Origin of the sequence: Arthrobacter sp. DNA4 (genome assembly GCF_024362385.1) — a bacterium.
GTDB lineage: Bacteria > Actinomycetota > Actinomycetes > Actinomycetales > Micrococcaceae > Arthrobacter.
Map to the genome: position 1 here is coordinate 923,856 of NZ_CP101466.1, position 21,695 is coordinate 945,550.

Consider the following 21,695-nt stretch of genomic DNA (forward strand, 5'->3'; position numbering starts at 1 on the left):
CCAACCGAGACAACCGGTTCAACGAGGAATCATGACAAAGATATTTGACGATCCAGCGCAGTTCGCAGACGACGCCCTCGACGGCTTCGTGGCCGCCAACCGCCAGTATGTTGCGCGCGTTGACGGCGGCGTTGTCCGCTCCACCGAGTCACCCGCCGGCCAGGTGGCACTGGTCATCGGCGGGGGCTCCGGCCACTACCCGGCCTTCGCCGGCCTGGTGGGTGCCGGGCTGGCGGCAGGAAGCGCCTGCGGCAACATGTTTGCTTCCCCCTCAGCGGGACAGGTGTACCGCGTGGCCAAGGCATCCCAGACCGGCGGGGGAGTCCTGCTCAGCTACGGAAACTACGCCGGCGACGTCCTCCACTTCGGCCAGGCCCAGGACAAACTGAACGCCGAAGGCATCGAAACCCGGACCGTCCTGGTCACCGACGACATCGCCAGCGCTCCGCTGGAGGAAATCGCCAAGCGCCGCGGCATCGCCGGGGACCTGACAGTCTTCAAGGTGGCCGTCGCGGCAGCGGAAGCCGGCTTGGACCTGGACGAGGTGGAGCGCCTCGCCATCAAAGCCAACCACCACACCCGCTCGCTCGGCGTTGCCTTTGCCGGCTGCACCCTTCCCGGAGCAGCCGAACCTCTGTTCACCGTGCCCGACGGCATGATGTCCGTGGGGCTCGGCATCCACGGTGAACCGGGCATCTCCGAGCAGCCCCTGCCCACCGCCGGCGAGCTCGCCCGGCTCCTGGTGGACGGCTTGCTCAAGGACAAGCCGGACGCCGCGGGCACCAGGGTGGTGCCGATCCTGAACGGCCTGGGAACGGTCAAGTACGACGAACTCTTCCTGCTGTTCGGCAAGATCGAAGCGCTGCTGACCGGGGCCGGACTGGAGATCGTGGAGCCGGAGTGCGGTGAACTGGTGACCAGCCTGGACATGTCCGGACTGTCCCTGACGCTGTTCTGGCTGGACGGGGAACTGGAAAAGTTGTGGGCAGCGCCGGCCGACACGCCCGCCTTCCGCAAAGGCAACCTGGCCCCGCGCCGTGCCCGGTCCGTGGAGTCCCTCGCCGAGGCGGGAACGGCGCCGGCGCTGGCCGCCACCCCGGCGTCGACTGCCCTGGCCGCCACGGCGGTGGGCGCGCTGAAGGAAGCCCGGTCCGTCGTCGTCGAACATGAGGACGCGCTTGGGAAACTGGACGCCATCGCCGGGGACGGCGACCACGGCATTGGCATGCGCCGCGGCGTTGATGCCGCTGTTGCCGCCGCCGAGAAGTCCCACGCGTCCGGCGCGGGGCTTGAGGAACTCCTCACGGCGGCGGGGGAGCAGTGGGCCGAACGTGCCGGCGGCACCTCCGGGGCCCTGTGGGGCGCTGCCGTCACTGCTGTCGGCAGGACCCTTGGCAGCAAGGACTCCTACACCGCGGCCGACGCAGCCGCCGCCGTCAACGCCCTCCGCGACGCCATCATTACCCTGGGCAAGGCGGAAGCGGGGGACAAGACCATGGTGGACGCTCTGCTTCCGTTCGCCGAGACCTTCAACCGCGCGATAGACGACGGCGGCAGCCTGGCCGGGAGCCTCCGTGCGGCAGCGGAGGCGGCAGCAAAAGCCGCTGACGAGACCGCCGGGCTCAGCCCGAAGAAGGGCCGCGCCCGTCCCCTGGCCGAAAAGAGCCTTGGCCACCCCGACCCCGGTGCTGTGTCCTTCGGCCTCATCGCCCGCAGGCTGGCCGACTACGCCGCCACCATCGAAAGCCACTAAAGGAGAACCCTTATGACTGAGCAATCCCAGCCGGGCTGGCGCATCGTCGTCGGCAATGACGAAGCCGGCGTCGAATACAAGAACGCCCTGCGCGAACTGCTGGAGGCGGACCCCCGCGTCGCCTCGGTGGAGGACGTGGGAGTCGGCGCCGACGACACCACCGCCTACCCCCACCTGGCCGTCGCCGCCGCCCGCAAAGTGGCCGCCGGTGAAGCGGACCGCGCCCTCCTGATCTGCGGAACCGGCCTGGGCGTCGCCATCTCCGCCAACAAGGTACCGGGCATCCGGGCCGTCACCGCGCACGACAGCTACTCCGTGGAACGCTCCGTGCTGTCCAACAACGCCCAGGTCCTGACCATGGGCCAGCGCGTCATCGGCCTGGAACTGGCCAAGAAGCTGGTGGGCGAGTGGCTCAACTACCGCTTCGATGAAAACTCCGCATCCGCGGCCAAAGTAGACGCCATCTGCTCCTATGAGGGCGCGTCGGAAGGACTTGAAACCACATGAGCACCCGTAACATCGCCGTCGTCGGCTCAGGCTACATGGGCGGCGGAATCGCCCAGGTCCTGGCACTTGCCGGAGCCCGCGTGGCCTTGGCGGACGTCTCCGCCGAAATCGCCCAAAGCAACTACGAACGGCTCCTGAAGGAATCCGACGAGTTTGTGGCAGCAGGCCTCTTCCCGGCCAACGCCACGGACCTGCTCAAGGAAAACCTGTGGGCAGCCAAGGACATCGAAGAAGCGGTAGCGGACGCCGAATACATCGAGGAGGCCGTGCCGGAAGTCCTCGAGATCAAGCACGCCACCCTCGGCCGGATCAGTGCCGCCGCCCGGCCCGATGCCATCATCGGCTCCAACACCTCCACCATCTCCATCGCCAAGCTCGCCGAAGTGGTGGACAACCCGGAGCGCTTCCTGGGCGTCCACTTCTCCAACCCGGCACCCTTCATTCCCGGCGTGGAAGTCATCCCGCACGAGGGGACCTCCGAGGCAACCGTCCAGGCCGCCCGCACCATCGTGGGGGAGACCGGCAAGGAAACCGCCACCGTCAAGGACGTCACCGGCTTCGTGCTGAACCGGCTCCAGTACGCCCTCTTCCACGAAGCCGCCCAGGTGGTGGAGGAAGGCATCGCCACCGCCGAGGACGTGGACACCCTGGTCCGCACCACCTTCGGCTTCCGCCTGCCGTTCTTCGGCCCCTTCGCCATCGCCGACATGGCAGGCCTGGACGTCTACGCCTTCTGCTACAAGTCGCTGCAGACCGGCTTCCCGGAGCGGTTCGCCACCCCGCAGATCCTGCAGGAAAAGGTCGACGCCGGCCAGCTGGGCACCAAGACCGGCTCCGGCTTCCTTGATGTCCCGGCAGAGCGCACGGCAGCCCTGGTTGCCTACCGGAACAAGGCCTACGTCGCCATGCAGAAGCTCATCGAGGACTTGGGCCCGGCCCCGCTGTCCTAGCCCTGCTTTCCCTCAACCGGAAGGAACATTCCATGACAGTTTTCCCCGCAGAGCGCACGGTGATCGTCACCGGTGCAGTCTCTGAGCGCGGCATCGGCCGCGCCACAGCGGAGTACCTTGCCGAGCGCGGCTGGAACATCGGCGTGATCGACCTTGACGATGCCGCCAGCAAGGACCTGGCCAAGGAACTGGCCGAAAAGCATGGCGTCAAAGCCCACGGCGCCGGTGCCAACATCGGCGACGAAGCCTCGGTGCGTGCCGCCATCGACGAGATCGAAGCCGAGCTTCCCCAACTGGTGGCACTGGCAAACATCGCGGGCGTCAGCTCCCCGGTTCCTTACCTGGAGCTCGACAGCGCCGAGTGGGACCGCGTGGTGAACATCAACATGAACGGCGTCCACTACGCCACCCGCCGGGCGGCCGAATCGATGGCCAGGAACCGGGTGGGTCGGATCGTCAACATCTCCTCCGTCTCCGCGCAGCGCGGCGGCGGAACCTTCAGCAAGACCCCGTACTCCGTGGCGAAGGCCGGCGTCATCGGCCTGACCCGCGCCACCGCCCGCGAACTGGGCGAGTACGACATCACGGTCAATGCCATCTCACCCGGTCCGATCGACACCGACATCATGGGCGGCACCCTCAGCGAGGAACGCAAGGATGAACTCGTGAAGGACCTGGTGGTGAACCGGGTGGGCACCACCCGCGACATCGCGGCGGCCATTTCCTTCCTCATCGGCGAGGACGCCGGCTACATTTCCGGCCAGACGCTGAACGTCGACGGCGGCCTGTACATGCACTGACGGCATCCGCACCGGATGCCACAAGCCCCGCAGGCCGCCGGCCTGCGGGGAACCACCAACGTCACCACTCGAAGGAGAGTGTTGTGTCAGAAACCACCGCAACATCCAAGGAACTCCTGGCCCGTCCGGTCCTGAAGTCCGCGATTTCCAAGGCGGCCCGCTACCATGCCGATGCTGGTCATCCTCTACGTCGTTTCGTTCCTGGACCGCACCAACGTCGGCTTTGCCGAGGCGGCCCTGGGGGCGGACAAGGGGGTGTCCGCGGCGGCCTTCGCCCTCGGCGCCGGCATCTTCTTCATTGGCTACGCCATCTTCGAGATCCCCAGCAACCTGCTGCTCAAGAAGGTGGGTGCCAAGATCTGGCTGGCCCGCATTGCCATCACCTGGGGCATCGTTTCCGCGTGCTTCGCGTTCGTGCAGGGCGAGACCTCGTTCGTGATCCTGCGTTTCCTCCTCGGCGTCACCGAGGCCGGCCTGTTCCCCGGCGTCATCATGTACCTTGCCGAATGGTTCCCCAACAAGGTGCGGGTCCAGATGTTCGCCATCTTCTACCTGGCCCAGCCGTTCTCCCAGATGATCGGCAACCCGCTGTCCGGCTGGCTGATCAACATTGGCGACCAGGTGCCGGGCCTGCGCGGCTGGCAGGTCATGTTCTTCGTCGAAGGCCTGCTCGCCGTCCTGGCAGGCATCGCGGCCTTCTTCTTCCTGATCAACGGCCCGGAGAAGGCCAAATTCCTCAGCGGGGAGGAGAAGTACGCGCTGAAGGAGGTCATGGCACTTGAAGACAACATCAAGGACGAGACGGGGCCCCGCGGTATCCTCGCCGCCATGCGCAACGGCCGCGTCTGGTACTTCACCGTCATCTACTTCTGCCTGCAGATCGCTGTCTACGGTGTGACGTTCTTCCTGCCGCAGCAGGTGTCCTCCCTGACCGGGCAGAAAGTGGGGCTCGCCGTCGGCCTGCTCATCGCGGTGCCGTGGTTCTTCGGTATCTTCTCCTGCTACTTCATCGGCAAGGCTGCAAACACCGTGGCCAAGCGCCGCAAGTTCGGCACCATCCTGTTCATCTCCACCGGCCTGTGCATCTTCGGCTCGGCATGGGCGGGAACCAACCACCAGCCGGTCCTGGGCATGATCTTCATAACCCTGGCAGTCTGCAGCTTCCTGGCAGTGGGCCCCGTGGTGTGGTCATATCCCACCGCGTTCCTCGCCGGTTCCGCTGCCGCGGCAGGCATTGGACTGATCAACTCGCTGGGCAACCTGGGCGGCTTCGTGGCGCCCATCCTGCGAACCGCAGTCAACGAAGCCACGCAGTCGCCCACGGGGTCCATGGGCGTCTATGCCCTGGGCGTCCTGCCGTTCGTGGCGGCAGCGATGATGTTCGCCACCAGGCGGTTCAAGAACAAGGCCGACGACCTGCTCGACTGAGCACACCACCACCATCCACGCAAGGAAACCATGAGCACCTCCGGCAGCAGCACAGGCAAGGGCCCCCTCTACATCGGTGTCAGCACCAAGATGTACCTGGGCTACCAGGCAAGCCTGCGCTGGCTGTCGGAGGTGCGTTCCATCGTCGATGACAGGCCCGGACTGGGCAAGGCTTCCGCCACGGAGTCCCCGGTCCGGGTCTTCGTCATCCCGTCCTTCCCTGTCCTGGAGCCCGCCGCGCGGATCCTGGCAGGTTCGCCCGTACTCCTCGGCGCACAGAACTGCGCCTGGGACGACGGGCCGCTGACCGGCGAAGTCAGCCCCGGCATGCTGGCCGAACTCGGCGTCTCACTCGTCGAGATCGGCCATGCCGAGCGCCGCCGGCTGTTTGGCGAGGACGACGCCGTGGTGGCTCGCAAGGTGCGTGCCGCCGTCGGCCATTTCCTCACCCCGCTGCTCTGCATCGGCGAGCCGGACAGGCTCGACGCCGGAGCTGCCGCCGCCTTTTGCGTGGAGCAGGTCCGCGCCGCCACGGACGGTGACCCGGCCCTGCTGAACCGCCTGGTCCTGGCCTACGAGCCTGTCTGGGCCATCGGTGCGCAGGAGCCCGCCCCACCGCACCACGTCAACGCCGTCCTGGCGCAGATCCGCGCAACGCTTGGCCCTGCCTGCCCGCTGATCTACGGCGGCAGCGCCGGGCCCGGACTGCTTCCCCGCCTGCCCGCCGCGGACGGACTCTTCCTGGGCCGCTTCGCCCACGATGCCGCCAACCTTGGCCGCGTGCTGGACGAAGCCCTCCTCCTGCGTCAGACCGACGCGCCCGCCAACAGCTCGTCCAGCCGCTCATAGCCTTCGGACATGCCGCCCTCCATGCCTGAGTGCAGCGTGCCGTCCCGGGCCTCCATGCTTTGGTACATGGCGTGGCCCCGCAGCCTGCACCGGCCGCCGTCCAGCGCCTCGAACGTCATGGACTCCAGGCTGACCGAGTCCGGATAACCGCCGAACTCGAACGTCTGCAGGGCGAACTCGTCCTCGCGCACCGTGTGGAAGATGCCACGGAACTCGTACGGCACCCCCTCCGGACCCGTATGGATGTACCGGTAGCTCCCGCCGGTACGGAAGTCGTAGTGGTCCATTTCCATCTTCATGCCCCGCGGACCGAGCCATTGGGCCACCAGTTCCGGGTCCTTGTGGGCCCGGAACACGTCCGCCACCGGAAAGTCGAACTCCCGCTCAAAGTCGATGTAGGGGAGTCCCTCGGGGGCGGTGATCTTCAGTTGGTTGGTCATTTCCTGTCCTTTGCCTTTGGCGCCGTTTGCCCGGCGCTGGATTCAAGCACCGCATCGAGGCTGCGGAACTGCCCTTCGCGGACCAGCCTGTACTGGTCGATCCAAGCCGTGAGCGCCTCCAGCCGTGCGGGGTTCAGGTGAACGGGCCTGCGCTGGGCGTCCCTGCTGCGGGTGACCAATTTCGCCTGCTCGAGTACCTGGATGTGCTTCGAGACTGCCTGCTTGGAAATCTCGAAGGGCTCGGCCAGCTCGTTAACGGTGGCCGGACCACGGCTTAACCGGGCAATGATGCGTCGACGAACGGGGTCGGCCAGGGCAAGGAAAGCCACGTCCAAAGCCGAGTCGTCATACGCCACCATTCCCCCTCCTCTTAATCAAGATAAACGTTTATCAACCTTTCGGTTGATCAATGCTAAGCCCGCTCTGGTTTCCACCGCAAGAGGGGCCTTGCTTGGCCAAAAATATGTTTGTTAGTATGTCAATACAAACTATTAGAGGGAGAAGCTTCATGCCATTGGTTCGCATTGACGTCAACGAAGGCCGCACTGCCGATGAGCTGCAGCAGCTGAGCCGCGGCATCCACGATGCCATCCTTGCGGAATACGGCATTCCGGAGCGGGACTACTTCCACATCCTCACCGAACACGCGCAGGGCCAGATCTTCGCCCAGGACGCCGGGCTGGGCTTCGAGCGCACCGGGGGAGTGGTGATGATCCAGATCTTCACCCAGGGCGGCCGATCCCAGGAGGCGAAGCAGCGGCTCTTTGCTGCGGTGGCTGAAAAGCTTGCGGCAGTGGGGGTTGCTTACGAGGACGTCTTCATTGGCTATGTCGAAAACACTGCCGGCGACTGGTCCTTCGGGTTTGGCCGCGCCCAGTACGTGACCGGCGAGTTGGCCGTTCCCCGGAAGTAGTGCGGATGTGCCGATTTGTAGCGGGATGGGCACGTTTCAACGCTTGTTGTAAGTATGTCAGTACAAACTTTTGACAGGACATTCAATCTAGGGCAAAGTAGTCCCTGTGGCCCACGCCACGGCCTGCCAGTCCCGGAACTCCTGCTCCTCAAAGGATCCGAGTTCCACACCAGAAAGGTCCACGATTCCCGTGACCCACGAGCTTCTTACGATCGGGCGCATCAGCGTTGATATCTACCCGAACGACATCGGGGTTGGCCTGGAGGACGTCAACTCCTTCGGCAAATACCTTGGCGGTTCACCGTCCAACGTCGCCGTTGCCGCTGCCCGGCACGGCCGCCGGACCGGCGTCATCACCCGCACCGGGGACGATGCGTTCGGCACCTACCTCCACCGGGAACTGCACAAGTTCAACGTCGACGACACCTTTGTCACGCCGGTTGCCGGCCTGCAGACACCGGTGACATTCTGCGCAATCAAGCCCGCCACGGACGAGTTCCCGCTGTACTTCTACGGCCGTTTCCCCACCGCTCCGGACCTGCAGATCATGGCTGAAGAGCTGGACCTGCGTGCCATCCGCGAGGCCGGTATTTTCTGGTCCACGGTGACCGGCCTGTGCCAGGAGCCTTCCCGGTCCGCGCACATCGCCGCGCACCAGGCCCGTCCCCGGACCGGCCTGGCCGGGGGACAGTTCACCGTCCTGGACCTGGACTACCGTCCCATGTTCTGGGCGTCCGAAGAGGAAGCCCGCGCAGAGGTGGCCAGGATCCTCCCGCACGTTACTGTCGCCATCGGCAATGACAAGGAATGCGCCGTGGCCGTGGGGGAGGGAACCCCTGATGAGCAGGCGGACCGGCTGCTGGCCGCCGGCGTGGAAATCGCCGTCGTAAAGCTCGGTGCTGAAGGCGTGATGGCCAAGACGCGCACCGAGCGCGTGGTCTCGGCCCCCGTCCCGGTGGAAACCCTCAACGGCCTGGGTGCGGGCGATTCCTTCGGCGGCGCCTTCTGCCACGGGCTGCTGTCCGGTTGGCCGCTGGAACAGGTCCTGGACTACGCCAACGCCGCCGGTGCCATTGTGGCCTCCCGCCTGTCCTGCGCCGATGCGATGCCGACGCCGGACGAGGTCACCTTGCTGCTGGCTGAACGCGGACGTACCGTGCCGGGTGCGGTTTCCGGCGCTTCCATTCCCGAAGGAGCAGCACTGTGACCCTCACCTCCCTTGCCTCGAACCACGCCGTGGATGATGATCCCCGCCGTTACGAGCACCTGAGCACCATCCGCCTGGAAGATCCGGACGCCGTGGCCCGTGCCGCGAAGGCACGCCGCCGCCACCCCGGCGTGAAGGCCGGCCGGCAGAACTTCATCGTCGCCGCCGACCACCCCGCCCGCGGCGCCCTGGCTGTCGGCAGCGATCCGGTGGCCATGGCGGACCGCCGGCAGCTGCTGGACCGGCTCCAGATTGCCCTGGCCAACCCGGCCGTTGACGGTGTCCTGGCCTCCCCGGACATCATGGACGACCTTCTGCTGTTGGGCGCCCTGGACGGCAAGCTGGTGTTCGGATCGATGAACCGCGGGGGGCTGTCCGGCCTGGTGAACGAGTTCGATGACCGCTTCACCGGCCACACCGCCGCCGCTTTGGCGGCCCTTGGTGCGGACGGCGGCAAGATGCTGACCCGTATCTGCCTGGGCGACCCGGACACCGTGGTGACCCTGGAAGCGACAGCGAAGGCCATCGACTCGCTGGCAGAGCGGAAACTCATCGCCATGGTGGAGCCCTTCCTGTCGGTCCGCGAGAACGGCCGGGTCCATAACGACCTGTCTCCCAACGCGGTCATCAAGTCCATCGCCATCGCCGAGGGCCTGGGCTCCACCAGCGCGTACACCTGGATGAAGGTGCCCGTGGTGGCCGAAATGGAACGCGTCATGGCCGCCACCACCATGCCCACCGTCCTGTTGGGCGGTGACCCGGACGGGTCCCAGGACGAGGTCTTCGCCACCTGGGGTGCCGCGCTGGCTCTGCCCGGGGTCCAGGGCCTCACCGTCGGCCGGACCCTGCTCTATCCCGCGGACGGGGACGTCGCCGGCGCTGTTGCCGCGGCAGCCTCGCTCCTGCACCACACCACTGAACTCGCGGAGAACTAGCCATGGGCACAACAACAGGAACGCGCAGAATGACGGTGGCGCAGGCCGTCGTCGAATACCTTTCCCGGCAGTACACCGTGGACACGGTGGGCGGCGTTGACTACCGTGAGCGGCTCATTCCGGGCACGTTCGGGATCTTTGGGCACGGCAACGTGGCCGGCGTGGGACAGGCGCTGAAGCAGTACCAGCAGCTGGACCCGGCCCTGATGCCGTACTACCAGGGCCGGAACGAACAGGCCCAGGTCCACCAGGCAGTTGGCTACGCCCGGCACACCCGCCGCCGCCAGACCTACGCCATCAGCACCTCCATCGGCCCGGGTTCCTCCAACCTGCTCACCGGTGCCGCGCTCGCCACCACCAACCGGCTCCCTGTCCTGCTGCTGCCGTCCGACACGTTCGCGACCCGCGCCGCTGACCCGGTGTTGCAGCAGCTGGAGCAGCCGTACGCATACGACATCACCGTTAATGACGCGTTCCGGCCGCTGTCCAAGTTCTTCGACCGGGTGAACCGTCCGGAGCAGCTGTTCTCGGCGTTCCACCACGGCCTGCGCGTCCTCACGGACCCGGCCGAGACTGGCGCTGTCACGATTTCGCTGCCGCAGGACGTCCAGGCCGAGGCCTTCGACGTCCCCGCCGAGTTCCTGGCCGAGCGGGAATGGCGGATCCGCCGCCCCGACGCCGACGACGAGGACATCGCCCGGGCCGCCGCAGCCATCCGCGCCGCCAAGCGTCCGCTGATCATCGCCGGCGGCGGCGTTCTCTACGCCTACGCCAACGAGGAACTGGCCAAGTTTGCCGAGCTGACGGGGATCCCGGTGGGCAACACCCAGGCAGGCGTCGGCGTCCTGCCCTGGGACCACCAGTTCTCCCTCGGTGCCATTGGCTCCACCGGCACGACGGCGGCCAACGCCATCGCTGCCGAGGCGGACCTGATCATCGGCATCGGCACCCGCTATGAGGACTTCACCACCGCGTCACGGACCGCGTTCCAGAACCCGGATGTGCGCTTCGTGAACATCAACGTCGCCCCGATCGACGCCTACAAGCACGGCACCACGCTGCCGATCGTCGCCGACGCCCGCAAGGCCCTGGTGAAGCTCAACGCCGCCCTGGGCGGCTACCGGGTCGGGGCGGACCTGGAACAGAAGATCGCCGCGGAGAAGAAGCGCTGGAACGCCACGGTGGACGAAGCCTTCGACACCCGCTCCACGCCGCTGCCGGCGCAGAACGAGATCATCGGCGCCACCAATCGGGCCATGGATCCCCGCGACGTTGTCGTCTGCGCGGCCGGGTCCCTGCCCGGGGACCTGCACAAGATGTGGCGCGTACGGGACCCGTTCGGCTACCACGTCGAATACGCCTACTCCTGCATGGGCTACGAGATCCCCGGCGGCCTGGGCGTCAAGCGTGCAGCGATCGCCGAAGCGGCCGGCACGACGGCGGCAGGCGCCCTTGGCGGGGAAGCCGCCCAGGTGCGGGACGTCGTCGTAATGGTGGGGGACGGCTCCTACCTGATGATGCACACCGAACTGGTCACCGCCGTCGCCGAACGCATCAAACTGATCGTGGTCCTGATCCAGAACCACGGCTACGCCTCCATCGGCTCCCTGTCCGAATCCCTCGGGTCCCAGCGGTTCGGCACCCAGTACCGGGCCCTGAACGAGGAACAGCACAGCTTCGACGAAGGTGAGACCCTGCCCGTGGACCTGGCCCTGAACGCCGAGTCCCTGGGCGTGAAGGTCATCCGGATCGAACCGGGGGAGAAGGTCATCGCTGAACTCGAACAGGCCATCCGCGACGCGAAGGCCGCCCCGGAGAACAGTGGCCCGATCCTGATCCACGTCGAATCCGACCCCCTCCTGGACGCGCCGTCCTCCGAGTCCTGGTGGGACGTCCCCGTCTCCCAGGTCGCCGAACTGGAATCCACTAAACAGGCCTTCCAGACCTACGTCGACCACAAGAACCGCCAGCGCAAACTGCTCGGCTGACCCCTCATCTTCATCCCCTTCGAATGCTCAAGGAAGAGTCCCATGACTGCCACCACCACCGAAACCGTCATTAACCACTTCATCAACGGTGCCGAAACCGCCGGCGAGGGTGCCCGCACCACCAACGTGTACAACCCGGCCACCGGTGACGTCTCCGCCACCCTGCGCCTGGCTAACCGCGCCGACCTGGACACCGCCGTCGCTGCCGCCCGCAAGGCCGCCGACACCTGGGGCGACATCTCCCTGGCCAAGCGCACCGCGGTGCTGTTCAAGTTCCGGGAACTGGTCGCCGCCCACGTCGAAGAGTTGGCCCAATTGGTCACGGCTGAGCACGGAAAGGTGATCTCCGACGCCAAGGGTGAAATCGGCCGTGGCCTGGAAGTTATCGAGTACGCCTGCGGCATCCCCACCCTCCTCAAGGGTGACTACTCGGACCAGGTCTCCACGGGCATCGACGTCTTCAACTTCCGCGAGCCCCTCGGTGTCGTGGCGGGTATCACCCCGTTCAACTTCCCGGTCATGGTGCCGCTCTGGATGGCCCCGATGGCGATCGCCACCGGCAACGCCTTCATCCTCAAGCCCTCGGAGCGCGATCCCTCCGCCTCGCTGCTGCTGGCCAAGCTCTGGAAGGAAGCCGGCCTGCCGGACGGCGTGTTCCAGGTCCTGCACGGCGACAAGGAAACCGTTGACGGGCTGCTGACCCACCCGGACGTGGACGGCATCTCCTTCGTCGGTTCCACTCCGATCGCCCAGTACGTCCACGAGACCGCCACCAAGCACGGCAAGCGCGTCCAGGCCCTGGGCGGGGCGAAGAACCACGCCATCATCCTGCCCGACGCCGACGTGGACAACGCCGCCGACCACCTCGCCGCCGCCGCGTTCGGCTCCGCCGGGGAACGCTGCATGGCCATCTCCGTGGCCGTCGCCGTCGGTGAGGCCGCGGACCTGCTGGTCAAGAAGGTCGAAGAGCGGGCCCTGGCCGTCAAGGTCAACAACGGCACCGCGCCGGACGCCGAAATGGGCCCCGTCATCACGCCCGCCTCCAAGGACCGCATCGTCAGGATCGTCACCGAAGCCGAGGCCGCAGGTGCCGCCATGGTGGTGGATGGCCGCGACCTGGTGGTCCCCGGGCACGAGAACGGCTTCTGGGTCGGCCCCACTGTGCTCGACCACGTCAAGACCGAAATGACTGCCTACCAAGAGGAAATCTTCGGACCCGTCCTGGTGGTGGTCCGTGTCGACACCCTCGAAGACGGCATCAAGCTGATCAACGCCAACCCCTACGGCAACGGCACCGCCATCTTCACTTCCTCCGGCGCCGCCGCCCGCAAGTTCCAGCGCAGCGTCACCGTGGGCATGATCGGCATTAACGTGCCCCTGCCCGTCCCGGTGGCCTACCACTCCTTCGGCGGCTGGAAGGCTTCCCTCTTCGGCGACAAGCACATCTACGGCCCCGAAGGCGTCAGCTTCTACACCCGCGGCAAGGTTGTCACCTCCCGCTGGCCCGAAACCCACCACGCCTCCGGCGCCTCCTACAACTTCCCCTCCAACTAGGACACCCCCGTCGATTGCTCCGTAACCGCCGTTATGAGCGTCCAAAAGGGCGGTTACGGAGCAATCGATGCAAAGAAAAGGACAACGCTGTCATGACTGAAAACAAGTTGATCATCGGCACGGCGCCGGACTCCTGGGGTGTCTGGTTCGCGGACGATCCGAAGCAGACCCCATGGGAACGCTTCCTCGACGAGGTGGCCGAATCCGGCTACAAGTGGATCGAACTCGGACCGTACGGCTACCTGCCCACCGACCCCACCCGCCTGGCGGAGGAGCTGAAGCAGCGCGACCTGCAGATCTCCGCCGGCACGGTGTTTACCGCCTTCCACCGCGGCCTGGACCAGTGGGAAACCGCCTGGGAACCGGCCCGCAAGGTCGCCGAGCTCACCGCGGCCATGGGCGGCGAGCATATCGTGGTCATCCCCGCCATGTGGCGCGATGACGTCACCGGTGAAGCCGTGGAAAGCGGCACGCTGAGTGAAAAGGCCTGGAACGACCTGTTCGCCGGCCACAACCGCCTGGGCAAGACCCTGATCGAGGACTTCGGCCTGAAGCAGCAGTTCCACTCCCACGCCGACTCCCACGTTGGCGCGCAGGCGGACATCGAAACGCTGCTCGGAGCCACCGATCCCCAGTACCTGAACCTCTGCCTGGACACCGGACACGCCGAGTACTGTGGCGCCTCCAGCTTGGAACTGATCAAGAACTACCCGGACCGAATCGGCTACCTGCACCTGAAGCAGATCAACCCGGACGTCCTCAGGAAGGTGAACGAGGAAGACATGACGTGGGCCGCCGCCAACCTGGCCGGCGTCATGACCGAACCGCCCAACGGCCTGCCCGACCTGCGCGCGGTCATCGAAGCGGTGGAGGCGCTCAACCGGCCCATCTTCGGCATCGTGGAACAGGACATGTATCCGGTGGCCTTCGATGTACCGATGCCCATTGCCAAGCGCACCCGCAACTACCTGCTGTCCTGCGGCTCCCGCACCGCCGTCAGCTAGCCCCGTCCCAGACACCAAAAGGAACAAAACAATGACTGAAACCCTCCGCGTCGCCGTCATCGGCGCAGGCCGCATGGGCGCCGACCACATCCAGCGCCTCAACAAGCGCATTCATGGAGCTGAAGTTGCCGCCGTCGTCGACGTCGACCTTGCCCGCGCCCAGGCCGCCATCGAAGGCATCCCCGGCGCAGTGGCCCTCGCCGATGCCGAAGAGGCCCTCAACAACGGCGACGTCAACGCCGTCCTGATCGCCACCCCCGGCTTCCTGCACGAGGACATCCTGCTCAAGGCCCTCGCCAGGGACATTCCGATCCTCTGCGAAAAGCCCCTCACCCCCGACGCCGCATCCTCCTGGAAAATCGTCGAAGCCGAGGTGGCACTGGGCCATCAGCGGATCCAGGTGGGCTTCATGCGCCGCTTCGACGCCGAATACGCCACGCTGGGTTCGATCATCCGCAACCACGAACTCGGCGAACTGCTAATGCTGCACCACCAGCACCGCAACCCGGGCACCCCCGAGGGCTTCACCAACGAGATGCTGATCAACGACTCCGTGGTCCACGAATTCGACGCCATCCGGTTCTTCACCGGCGAGGAAATCACCAGCGTCCAGGTCCGCCTGGGCAAGGCCACCAAGAACGCCCCGAACGGCCAGCACGATCCGCAGCACGTCCTGCTGGAGACCGAGTCCGGCGTCCTGGCCGACGTCGAAATCTATGTCAACGCCAAGTTCGGCTACGAGGTGGCTACGCAGGCCTCCTTCGAAGAGGGCATCGTCAGCATTGGCGGCGACAAGGGACCCTACACCCGCAGCGCCGGCCATTGGGGCGGCAACGTCACCCCCGGGTTCGAGGAGCGGTTCGGGGCAGCGTACGACGTCGAAATCCAGTCCTGGGTTGACGCGGCACTTAAGGGCGACATCGGCGGCCCCTCCGCCTGGGACGGGTACGCCACCGCAGCGTGCTGCGAAGCAGGCGTCGAAGCGCAGAAGAACGGCGAAAAGGTCGCCGTGAAGCTGGCCGCAAAGCCCGACCTCTACAAGTAGGACAGGAGAAGGGGGACGGAGCCATTTCCGTCCCCTTTTCCGTTCCCCTGACTTATCCACAATGGAGTGTTTTTCGTGAAAATCGCACTTGACCCCACCCCGTTCCACCACTCGCACAGCCTGCTGGGATTCCCCAGGGTGGTGGCGGACCTTGGCTACAAGTACATGCAGATGACCCCGCACGCGGACTTCATCCCCTTCTTCAACCACCCCAAGGCGGACGACGACCTGGTGGGCCAGCTGAAAAAAGCCTGCCGCGACGCCGGAATCGAGATTGCCTCGGTCCTGCCGGTGCTCCGCTGGTCCGGCCCGGACGAGGATGCCCGCGAAGCAGCCGTCCGCTACTGGAAACGTGCCATCCAGATCACCGTTGACCTGGGCGTCAGCACCATGAACAGCGAGTTCAGCGGTAAGCCCGAGAAGGCCGAGGAGTCCGAGCGGGCGTTTTACCGCTCCATGGAGGAACTGCTGCCCATCATCGAGCGTGAGGGCATCGACCTGCTGATCGACCCCCACCCTGACGACTTCGTGGAGGAAGGCCTTGCCGCCATCCGCGTGATCCGCGGCGTGAACTCAAAGAACGTGGGCATGGTCTACGTGGCGTCCCACAGCTTCCACATGAAGAACTCGCCGCTGGATATCATGCGGGCCGCCGGGGACAAGCTTCGCCTGGTCCACGTGGCCGACACCATGGACCACCACGCCTCACACGGCCTGCGCTACATCACCAACCCGCCAGGCAACCCGGTCCGGGTGCACCAGCACCTGAAGATCGGCGACGGCGACGTGAACTGGGACGAGTTCTTCGGCGGCCTGAAGGAAATCGGCTTCCTGGACCGCGAGAATACTGTGATGGTCTCCAGCGTCTTTGCCGAGAATGAAAATGCCGAGGAGGTCTCCCGCTACCAGCTGGAGACCATGAAGCAGTACGTCCAAAAGGTCAGCGTATGAGTTCGACTGTTTCCGGTAAGGCAACTGTAAAGCAGCCGGGCAGCCACCAGCGGGCGCTGCGGACGGCCACCATCATCTCCACGTTCGGCGGGCTGCTGTTCGGCTACGACACCGGCGTCATCAACGGCGCCCTGCCGTACATGCAGGAGGATCTGGGCCTCACCCCGCTGACCGAGGGCCTGGTGACCTCGTCGCTGCTGTTCGGTGCCGCCTTCGGTGCCCTGTTCGGCGGCCGACTGGCAGACCGCAACGGCCGGCGCAGGATGATCATGGTCCTTGCGGTCATCTTCCTCCTGGGCACGCTGGGCTGCACGTTCTCGCCAAACACCGAAGTGATGATCGCCGCCCGGTTCATCCTAGGGCTGGCGGTGGGCGGCGCATCCGTCACTGTTCCCGTCTACCTGGCCGAGGTATCGCCCAGCAACCGGCGCGGCCGGATTGTCACCCAGAACGAACTCATGATCGTCACCGGGCAGCTGCTCGCCTTCATCTTCAACGCATACCTGGGCAACACCTTTGGTGAAGCCGGCGGCATCTGGCGCTGGATGTTGGTCATCGCCACCCTGCCGGCCATCGCCCTCTGGATCGGGATGAACTTCATGCCGGAGAGCCCCCGCTGGCTGGCCTCCATTGGCAGCTTCGGGGAGACCCTCAGCGTGCTGCAGCGGATCCGTTCGCAGGAGGAGGCACGCAGGGAGTTCGAAGAAGTCAAAGCCATGGCGGTGGAGGACTACAAGTCCAAGATGGGCTCCTGGAAGGACCTGGGCATCCCGTGGCTGCGCCGGATCTTCTTCGTGGGCCTCGGCCTTGCGGTGATCCAGCAGATCACCGGCGTGAACTCGATCATGTATTACGGAACGCAGATCCTGTCGCAGTCCGGTTTTGGCCGGGAGGCGGCGCTGACGGCCAACATCGCCAACGGCGCCATCTCGGTCCTGGCCACGTTCGTCGGGATCTGGCTGCTGGGCAGGGTGGGCCGGCGCAGGATGCTGATCACCGGCCAGGTGGGAACCACGGCGGCGCTGCTGCTCATCGGCCTCTTCTCCCTGATATTGCCTGAAGGCTCAGCCCGCGGGTTCGTCATCCTGTCCCTCACCGTGACGTTCCTGGCCTTCCAGCAAGGCGCCATCTCCCCGGTGACGTGGCTGATGCTTTCGGAAATCTTCCCGCTGAAGATCCGTGGCCTGGGCATGGGCGCCTCCGCGTTCCTGCTGTGGATCGTGAACTTCCTGATTGGATTCGGCTTCCCACAGCTGCTGGCCGCCATTGGGATCTCCAACACGTTCTTCGTCTTCGCCGTGCTGGGGGTGGGCGCCATCGCCTTTGCCGCCAGGTACGTGCCCGAAACCAAGGACAAGAGCCTGGAGGACCTGGAGCACTACTTCAAAAATGTGGCAGGAAGGGAACCTGACACCGCCGGGAGCCGGCGCGCCTTCTAGCGAACCATCGTCTCGAGCACTTTTTGGATGCCCTGTTGAGCTTGTCTCAACGGGGCATCCTGCGTTTTGGCTGGCCGCAGTACCTGCAGCAGCGACTTGGACGCCCCAAAGTAACCCTTCATTACGTCAGAACATGCTAATGACAGGACAAAGTATTGACTTTTGTGAGTCGCATCACCATGATCGTGGGGAAGGCAATTCAACCCACGTAAGGAAGCGTGGGTTCAGCCAGAAAATCAAAGGAGATTAATCGTGAAGAAGTTTTCGTGGCGCAAGGCGGTCCTGGTGGCGGCCGTTGTTCCGATGATGGCTCTCAGTGCTTGTTCCACCCAGGGCGGTAAGCCTGCCGACAGCGGCAAGGCCGCCGGCGCCGGACAGGCGGCCACCACTGACAGGATTAAGGTTGCGCTGATTACCCACGCGGCTCCCGGCGATACCTTCTGGGACATCGTGCGCAAGGGGGCCGAAGAAGCTGCAGCCAAGGACAACGTGGAGCTCCTCTATACCTCGGACCCCGAAGGTGGCCGCCAGGCACAGCTGATCGAGCAGGCCGTGGATCAGAAAGTCGACGGCATCGCAGTCACGCTCGCCAAGCCCGACGCGCTGAAGAGTGCCTTGAAGAAGGCAACGGATGCCGGCATCCCGGTGGTCAGCCTCAACGCCGGTGAGTCGGTCTCCGCGCAACTGGGCGCCTTTACGCACTTCGGTTCAAACGAGAAACTCGCCGGTGCCGCTGTTGGCCAGAAACTCGCGAGCGAAGCCGTGTCCCATCCCATCTGCGTGATCCAGGAACAGGGCCACGTTGGCCTGGAGGCCAGGTGCGCTGGAGTCAAGGAAAAGATTCCGGGAACAGAAGTCCTCTACGTTACGGGCACGGACATGACCCAGGTATCCTCCACCGTCACTGCAAAGCTGCAGGCAACGGCGGACGCTGACGCCATCATTGGATTGGGTGCCCCATACACGTTGACCATCCTGAAGGCTGTCAGCTCCGCCGGCAGCAAGGTCAAGGTGGCCTCATTCGACATGAACGCCGAGCTTGCCCAGAAGATCGCCACCGGCGAGATCCTCTTCACCGTGGACCAGCAGCCGTGGCTGCAGGGTTATGGCGCCATCGATTCAATCTGGCAAAACAAGCGTGGCGGCTTCACCATCGGTGGCGGCCAGCCGGTACTCACCGGTCCGGCCATCGTGGACAAAGCCGCAGCAGCCAAAGTGCTCCAGTTTGCCCAGCAAGGCGTCCGCTAACCACCCCGTGTCTCTGGACGAGGAACGGCCAGGCACAAAGGAGAACATCATGACCGCGACACATACACTCAAGAGGCCAGCGGCAGCAACCACGGATGAGCGGGTGGGTAAACGCAATCCACTGCAGAAGCTATTGGGCAGGCCTGAAGTCGGCGCCCTGGTAGGCGCGATTGTCCTCTTTATATTCTTTGCTTCAGTTTCACAGACGTTCATTCAACCCAATGCTTTTGCCACCGTGCTTTACGGCAGTTCGACAATCGGGATCATGGCCGTGGGCGTTTCCTTGCTGATGATCGGAGGGGAGTTCGACCTTTCCACTGGTGTAGCAGTCATCAGTTCCGCCCTTACAGCGTCGATGTTCAGCTGGTACTTCAGCGTGAACGTATGGGTTGGCGTGGTCCTTGCTTTGGTTGTTTCACTCGGCATCGGCTACATCAACGGCTGGATCCTGATGAAGACCAAGCTCCCGAGCTTTATTGTCACCCTCGCGACTTTCCTGATGCTGACGGGTTTGAACCTGGGCCTGACACGCCTGATCGGAGGCGGCGTCTCGTCGCCGTCCATTTCCAACATGGATGGATTTGCCTCCGCGAAAGCAGTCTTTTCCTCATCCGTGAACATCGCCGGGGTAGAGGTAAAAAACACTGTATTCATCTGGATCGCACTGGTCCTGGTCGCCTCCTGGGTGCTTCTAAGGACCAAGGTGGGCAACTGGATTTTCGCCGTCGGCGGCGACGAGAACGCAGCCCGCGCAGTGGGCGTGCCGGTCAAGGCCACCAAGATCGGGCTTTTCATGGCCGTCGGCTTCTGCGGCTGGGTTTTGGGCATGCACAACCTCTTCGCGTTCGACGCGGTGCAGTCGGGTGAAGGAGTCGGCAACGAATTCCTTTACATCATCGCCGCGGTGATCGGCGGCTGCCTCCTCACGGGCGGCTACGGTTCCGCCGTGGGCGGCGCGATCGGTGCGTTCATCTTCGGAATGGCCAATAAGGGCATCGTCTACGCACAGTGGAACCCGGACTGGTTCAAGTTCTTCCTGGGCCTGATGCTGCTGTTGGCCACCATCGTGAACCTCATCGTCAAACGCCGTGCTGAACTGAAGTAAGGGGCCGAACATGAATGCCAAACAAATCGATCAGCAGACGTTGCTCCGGAACGAGGCGGACCCGCTGACGCACACTCCGGTGCACCTGCTCTCCTTGGACGGGGTCGGCAAGCACTACGGAAACATCGTGGCGCTGCGGGACGTGACCATGGCCGTGGACAACGGCAGGGTCACATGTGTCCTTGGTGACAACGGAGCCGGAAAATCCACCCTGATCAAGATCATTGCCGGCCTGCACCAGCATGACGAAGGCGTGCTGCAGATCATGGGCGAGGAGCGGAAGTTCAGCTCTCCCAGGGAGGCCCTGGATGCCGGCATTGCCACCGTGTACCAGGACCTTGCGGTAGTGCCGCTGATGCCGATCTGGCGCAACTTCTTCCTGGGGTCCGAGCTGACCACCGGAAAAGGGCCCTTCCAGCGGATGGATGTCCAGGCAATGAAGGACATCACCAAGAAAGAGCTCGCGGACATGGGCATCGACCTGCGCGACGTGGAACAGCCCATCGGCCAGCTGTCAGGCGGCGAGCGGCAGTGCGTGGCCATTGCACGCGCCGTGTACTTCGGTGCCAAGGTCCTCATCCTGGACGAGCCGACGGCGGCCCTCGGCGTCAAACAGTCGGGTGTGGTCTTGCGCTACATCCTGCAGGCCCGTGACCGCGGGCTGGGGGTCATCTTCATCACCCACAACCCGCACCACGCCTTCCCCGTCGGGGACAGGTTCCTGCTGCTCAAGCGCGGCAAGTCAATCGGCTACTACGACAAGAAGGACATCACCCTGGACGAGCTCACGGCCCAGATGGCCGTCGGCGCAGAACTTGCAGAGCTTGCTCACGAGCTCGAACAGCTCGGCGGACATGGGGACGTGGTCAAGGAAGTCCAGGCCGAGGTTGCCGACGTGAGCCACACGTCCGAGCCGTCAAGGGACAGCAGCCCGCGGCACGTGTAGCAGGACCGGACGGGCCCGCCGGGTATGGACTGGACGGGCCCGCCGCTACCTGCCAATCGTGCAAGGAAAGAACATCAGACGGGAAGACAGCATGCCGATCCGGGTTGGCGTTATTGGCGCCGGTGTCATGGGCGCAGACCACATCAAGAACCTGAGCACCGCCATCAGCGGGGCCGACGTCACCTTCGTAGCAGACCTCGACGCCGGGCGGCCCGCGGAAGCGGCGCCTCCATCGGCACGCATCACCAACGATCCTTCCGAACTGATCAACTCCAGCGAGGTGGACGCCGTCGTTGTTGCCTCGCACGACTCAACGCTGCTGTCGCTGGGCTTCATGCGGCGCTTTGATCCCGGGTACGTGGCCCTGCGCAGGTCCGTGCAGGAACGGGCCCAGGGTGAGCCGCTGCTGGTCCGCTGCACCAGCCGCAACGCCGCTGCGGGCCCCGGCACCACGGCGGAATCCGCCATTACCAACTCGGCCATCCACGAGCTGGACATCATCCCCTGGCTGCTGGGTTCGCCCATCACTGAAGTCTCATGGCAGGCGGGGCGGAGCAGCGTGGAAGAAGCCGGAACCCGCCGGGCTGCCGTGCCTGCGGACTGGCGGCCCCGCTTTCCCGAAGTCCTTGGCCG

General features: G+C 65.0%; 19 protein-coding genes and 2 pseudogenes. 19 read left to right on the plus strand and 2 right to left on the minus strand.

Going from position 1 to position 21,695, the window contains the following annotated elements; genetic code table 11:
* Positions 1 to 31 precede the first annotated feature (31 nt).
* The 6 genes and pseudogenes from NMQ03_RS04365 (at position 32) to NMQ03_RS04390 (ending at position 6,287) form a co-directional block, all read left to right on the plus strand.
* Entirely contained in the window at positions 32 to 1,753 is a 1,722-nt protein-coding gene (locus NMQ03_RS04365; protein ID WP_255174542.1) for a dihydroxyacetone kinase family protein, read from the plus strand.
* A gap of 12 nt (positions 1,754 to 1,765) precedes the next feature.
* Positions 1,766 to 2,260: a ribose-5-phosphate isomerase gene (locus tag NMQ03_RS04370; protein WP_224025091.1), complete on the plus strand. Its 495-nt coding sequence runs from the start codon at positions 1,766 to 1,768 to the stop codon at positions 2,258 to 2,260.
* A complete protein-coding gene (locus tag NMQ03_RS04375) occupies positions 2,257 to 3,210 on the plus strand; it encodes a 3-hydroxyacyl-CoA dehydrogenase family protein (RefSeq protein WP_159632829.1) in 954 nt (317 codons plus the stop codon). The genes NMQ03_RS04370 and NMQ03_RS04375 overlap by 4 nt, the downstream gene beginning before the upstream one ends.
* A gap of 32 nt (positions 3,211 to 3,242) precedes the next feature.
* Positions 3,243 to 4,010 (plus strand): SDR family NAD(P)-dependent oxidoreductase, encoded by a 768-nt coding sequence (locus NMQ03_RS04380; protein WP_255174543.1) that lies wholly within the window; start codon positions 3,243 to 3,245, stop codon positions 4,008 to 4,010.
* Between the two features lie 83 nt (positions 4,011 to 4,093).
* A pseudogene (locus NMQ03_RS04385) lies at positions 4,094 to 5,438 on the plus strand (MFS transporter).
* A gap of 30 nt (positions 5,439 to 5,468) precedes the next feature.
* Positions 5,469 to 6,287, plus strand: coding sequence for a triose-phosphate isomerase family protein (locus NMQ03_RS04390; RefSeq protein WP_255174544.1), 819 nt, complete (start codon positions 5,469 to 5,471; stop codon positions 6,285 to 6,287).
* Here NMQ03_RS04390 and NMQ03_RS04395 read toward each other — a convergent pair.
* Both NMQ03_RS04395 and NMQ03_RS04400 read right to left on the minus strand, forming a co-directional pair.
* Positions 6,245 to 6,727, minus strand: a complete 483-nt coding sequence (locus NMQ03_RS04395; protein WP_255174545.1) for an SRPBCC family protein — start codon at positions 6,725 to 6,727, stop codon at positions 6,245 to 6,247. The genes NMQ03_RS04390 and NMQ03_RS04395 overlap by 43 nt on opposite strands.
* A complete protein-coding gene (locus tag NMQ03_RS04400) occupies positions 6,724 to 7,086 on the minus strand; it encodes a helix-turn-helix transcriptional regulator (protein WP_255174546.1) in 363 nt (120 codons plus the stop codon). Before NMQ03_RS04400 ends, NMQ03_RS04395 begins: the two co-directional genes overlap by 4 nt.
* A gap of 149 nt (positions 7,087 to 7,235) precedes the next feature.
* Here NMQ03_RS04400 and NMQ03_RS04405 point away from each other — a divergent pair, with 149 nt between their 5' ends.
* The 13 genes and pseudogenes from NMQ03_RS04405 to NMQ03_RS04465 all read left to right on the plus strand — a co-directional run.
* Positions 7,236 to 7,640: a tautomerase family protein gene (locus NMQ03_RS04405; RefSeq protein WP_255174547.1), complete on the plus strand. Its 405-nt coding sequence runs from the start codon at positions 7,236 to 7,238 to the stop codon at positions 7,638 to 7,640.
* 190 nt (positions 7,641 to 7,830) lie between these two features.
* Positions 7,831 to 8,847: a 5-dehydro-2-deoxygluconokinase gene (iolC, locus tag NMQ03_RS04410; protein ID WP_255174548.1), complete on the plus strand. Its 1,017-nt coding sequence runs from the start codon at positions 7,831 to 7,833 to the stop codon at positions 8,845 to 8,847.
* Positions 8,844 to 9,782: a deoxyribose-phosphate aldolase gene (locus NMQ03_RS04415; RefSeq protein ID WP_255174549.1), complete on the plus strand. Its 939-nt coding sequence runs from the start codon at positions 8,844 to 8,846 to the stop codon at positions 9,780 to 9,782. The genes iolC and NMQ03_RS04415 overlap by 4 nt, the downstream gene beginning before the upstream one ends.
* 2 nt (positions 9,783 to 9,784) lie before the next feature.
* Positions 9,785 to 11,770, plus strand: a complete 1,986-nt coding sequence (gene iolD / locus NMQ03_RS04420) for a 3D-(3,5/4)-trihydroxycyclohexane-1,2-dione acylhydrolase (decyclizing) (RefSeq protein ID WP_255174550.1) — start codon at positions 9,785 to 9,787, stop codon at positions 11,768 to 11,770.
* Positions 11,771 to 11,812: 42 nt separating this feature from the next.
* Positions 11,813 to 13,324 (plus strand): CoA-acylating methylmalonate-semialdehyde dehydrogenase, encoded by a 1,512-nt coding sequence (locus NMQ03_RS04425; protein WP_255174551.1) that lies wholly within the window; start codon positions 11,813 to 11,815, stop codon positions 13,322 to 13,324.
* 92 nt (positions 13,325 to 13,416) lie between these two features.
* Positions 13,417 to 14,328 carry a sugar phosphate isomerase/epimerase gene (locus tag NMQ03_RS04430; protein ID WP_255174552.1) on the plus strand — a complete coding sequence of 304 codons (912 nt, stop codon included), beginning with the start codon at positions 13,417 to 13,419 and terminating at the stop codon, positions 14,326 to 14,328.
* A 31-nt stretch (positions 14,329 to 14,359) separates the two neighbouring features.
* Positions 14,360 to 15,373: a Gfo/Idh/MocA family protein gene (locus NMQ03_RS04435; RefSeq protein WP_255174553.1), complete on the plus strand. Its 1,014-nt coding sequence runs from the start codon at positions 14,360 to 14,362 to the stop codon at positions 15,371 to 15,373.
* Positions 15,374 to 15,448: 75 nt separating this feature from the next.
* Positions 15,449 to 16,324 (plus strand): sugar phosphate isomerase/epimerase family protein, encoded by an 876-nt coding sequence (locus tag NMQ03_RS04440; protein ID WP_255174554.1) that lies wholly within the window; start codon positions 15,449 to 15,451, stop codon positions 16,322 to 16,324.
* Complete coding sequence (locus NMQ03_RS04445) at positions 16,321 to 17,763, plus strand: sugar porter family MFS transporter (protein WP_255174555.1); 1,443 nt, start codon at positions 16,321 to 16,323, stop codon at positions 17,761 to 17,763. Before NMQ03_RS04440 ends, NMQ03_RS04445 begins: the two co-directional genes overlap by 4 nt.
* 252 nt (positions 17,764 to 18,015) lie before the next feature.
* Positions 18,016 to 19,011 carry a substrate-binding domain-containing protein gene (locus tag NMQ03_RS04450; protein WP_255174556.1) on the plus strand — a complete coding sequence of 332 codons (996 nt, stop codon included), beginning with the start codon at positions 18,016 to 18,018 and terminating at the stop codon, positions 19,009 to 19,011.
* 49 nt (positions 19,012 to 19,060) lie between these two features.
* The gene (locus NMQ03_RS04455; RefSeq protein ID WP_255175535.1) at positions 19,061 to 20,116 is read left to right on the plus strand and encodes an ABC transporter permease; all 1,056 of its coding nucleotides are present in this window, start codon (positions 19,061 to 19,063) and stop codon (positions 20,114 to 20,116) included.
* A gap of 10 nt (positions 20,117 to 20,126) precedes the next feature.
* Entirely contained in the window at positions 20,127 to 21,062 is a 936-nt protein-coding gene (locus tag NMQ03_RS04460; RefSeq protein ID WP_255174557.1) for an ATP-binding cassette domain-containing protein, read from the plus strand.
* A gap of 91 nt (positions 21,063 to 21,153) precedes the next feature.
* Positions 21,154 to 21,684: pseudogene (locus NMQ03_RS04465) on the plus strand (Gfo/Idh/MocA family protein); the annotation flags it as partial.
* Positions 21,685 to 21,695 lie beyond the last annotated feature (11 nt).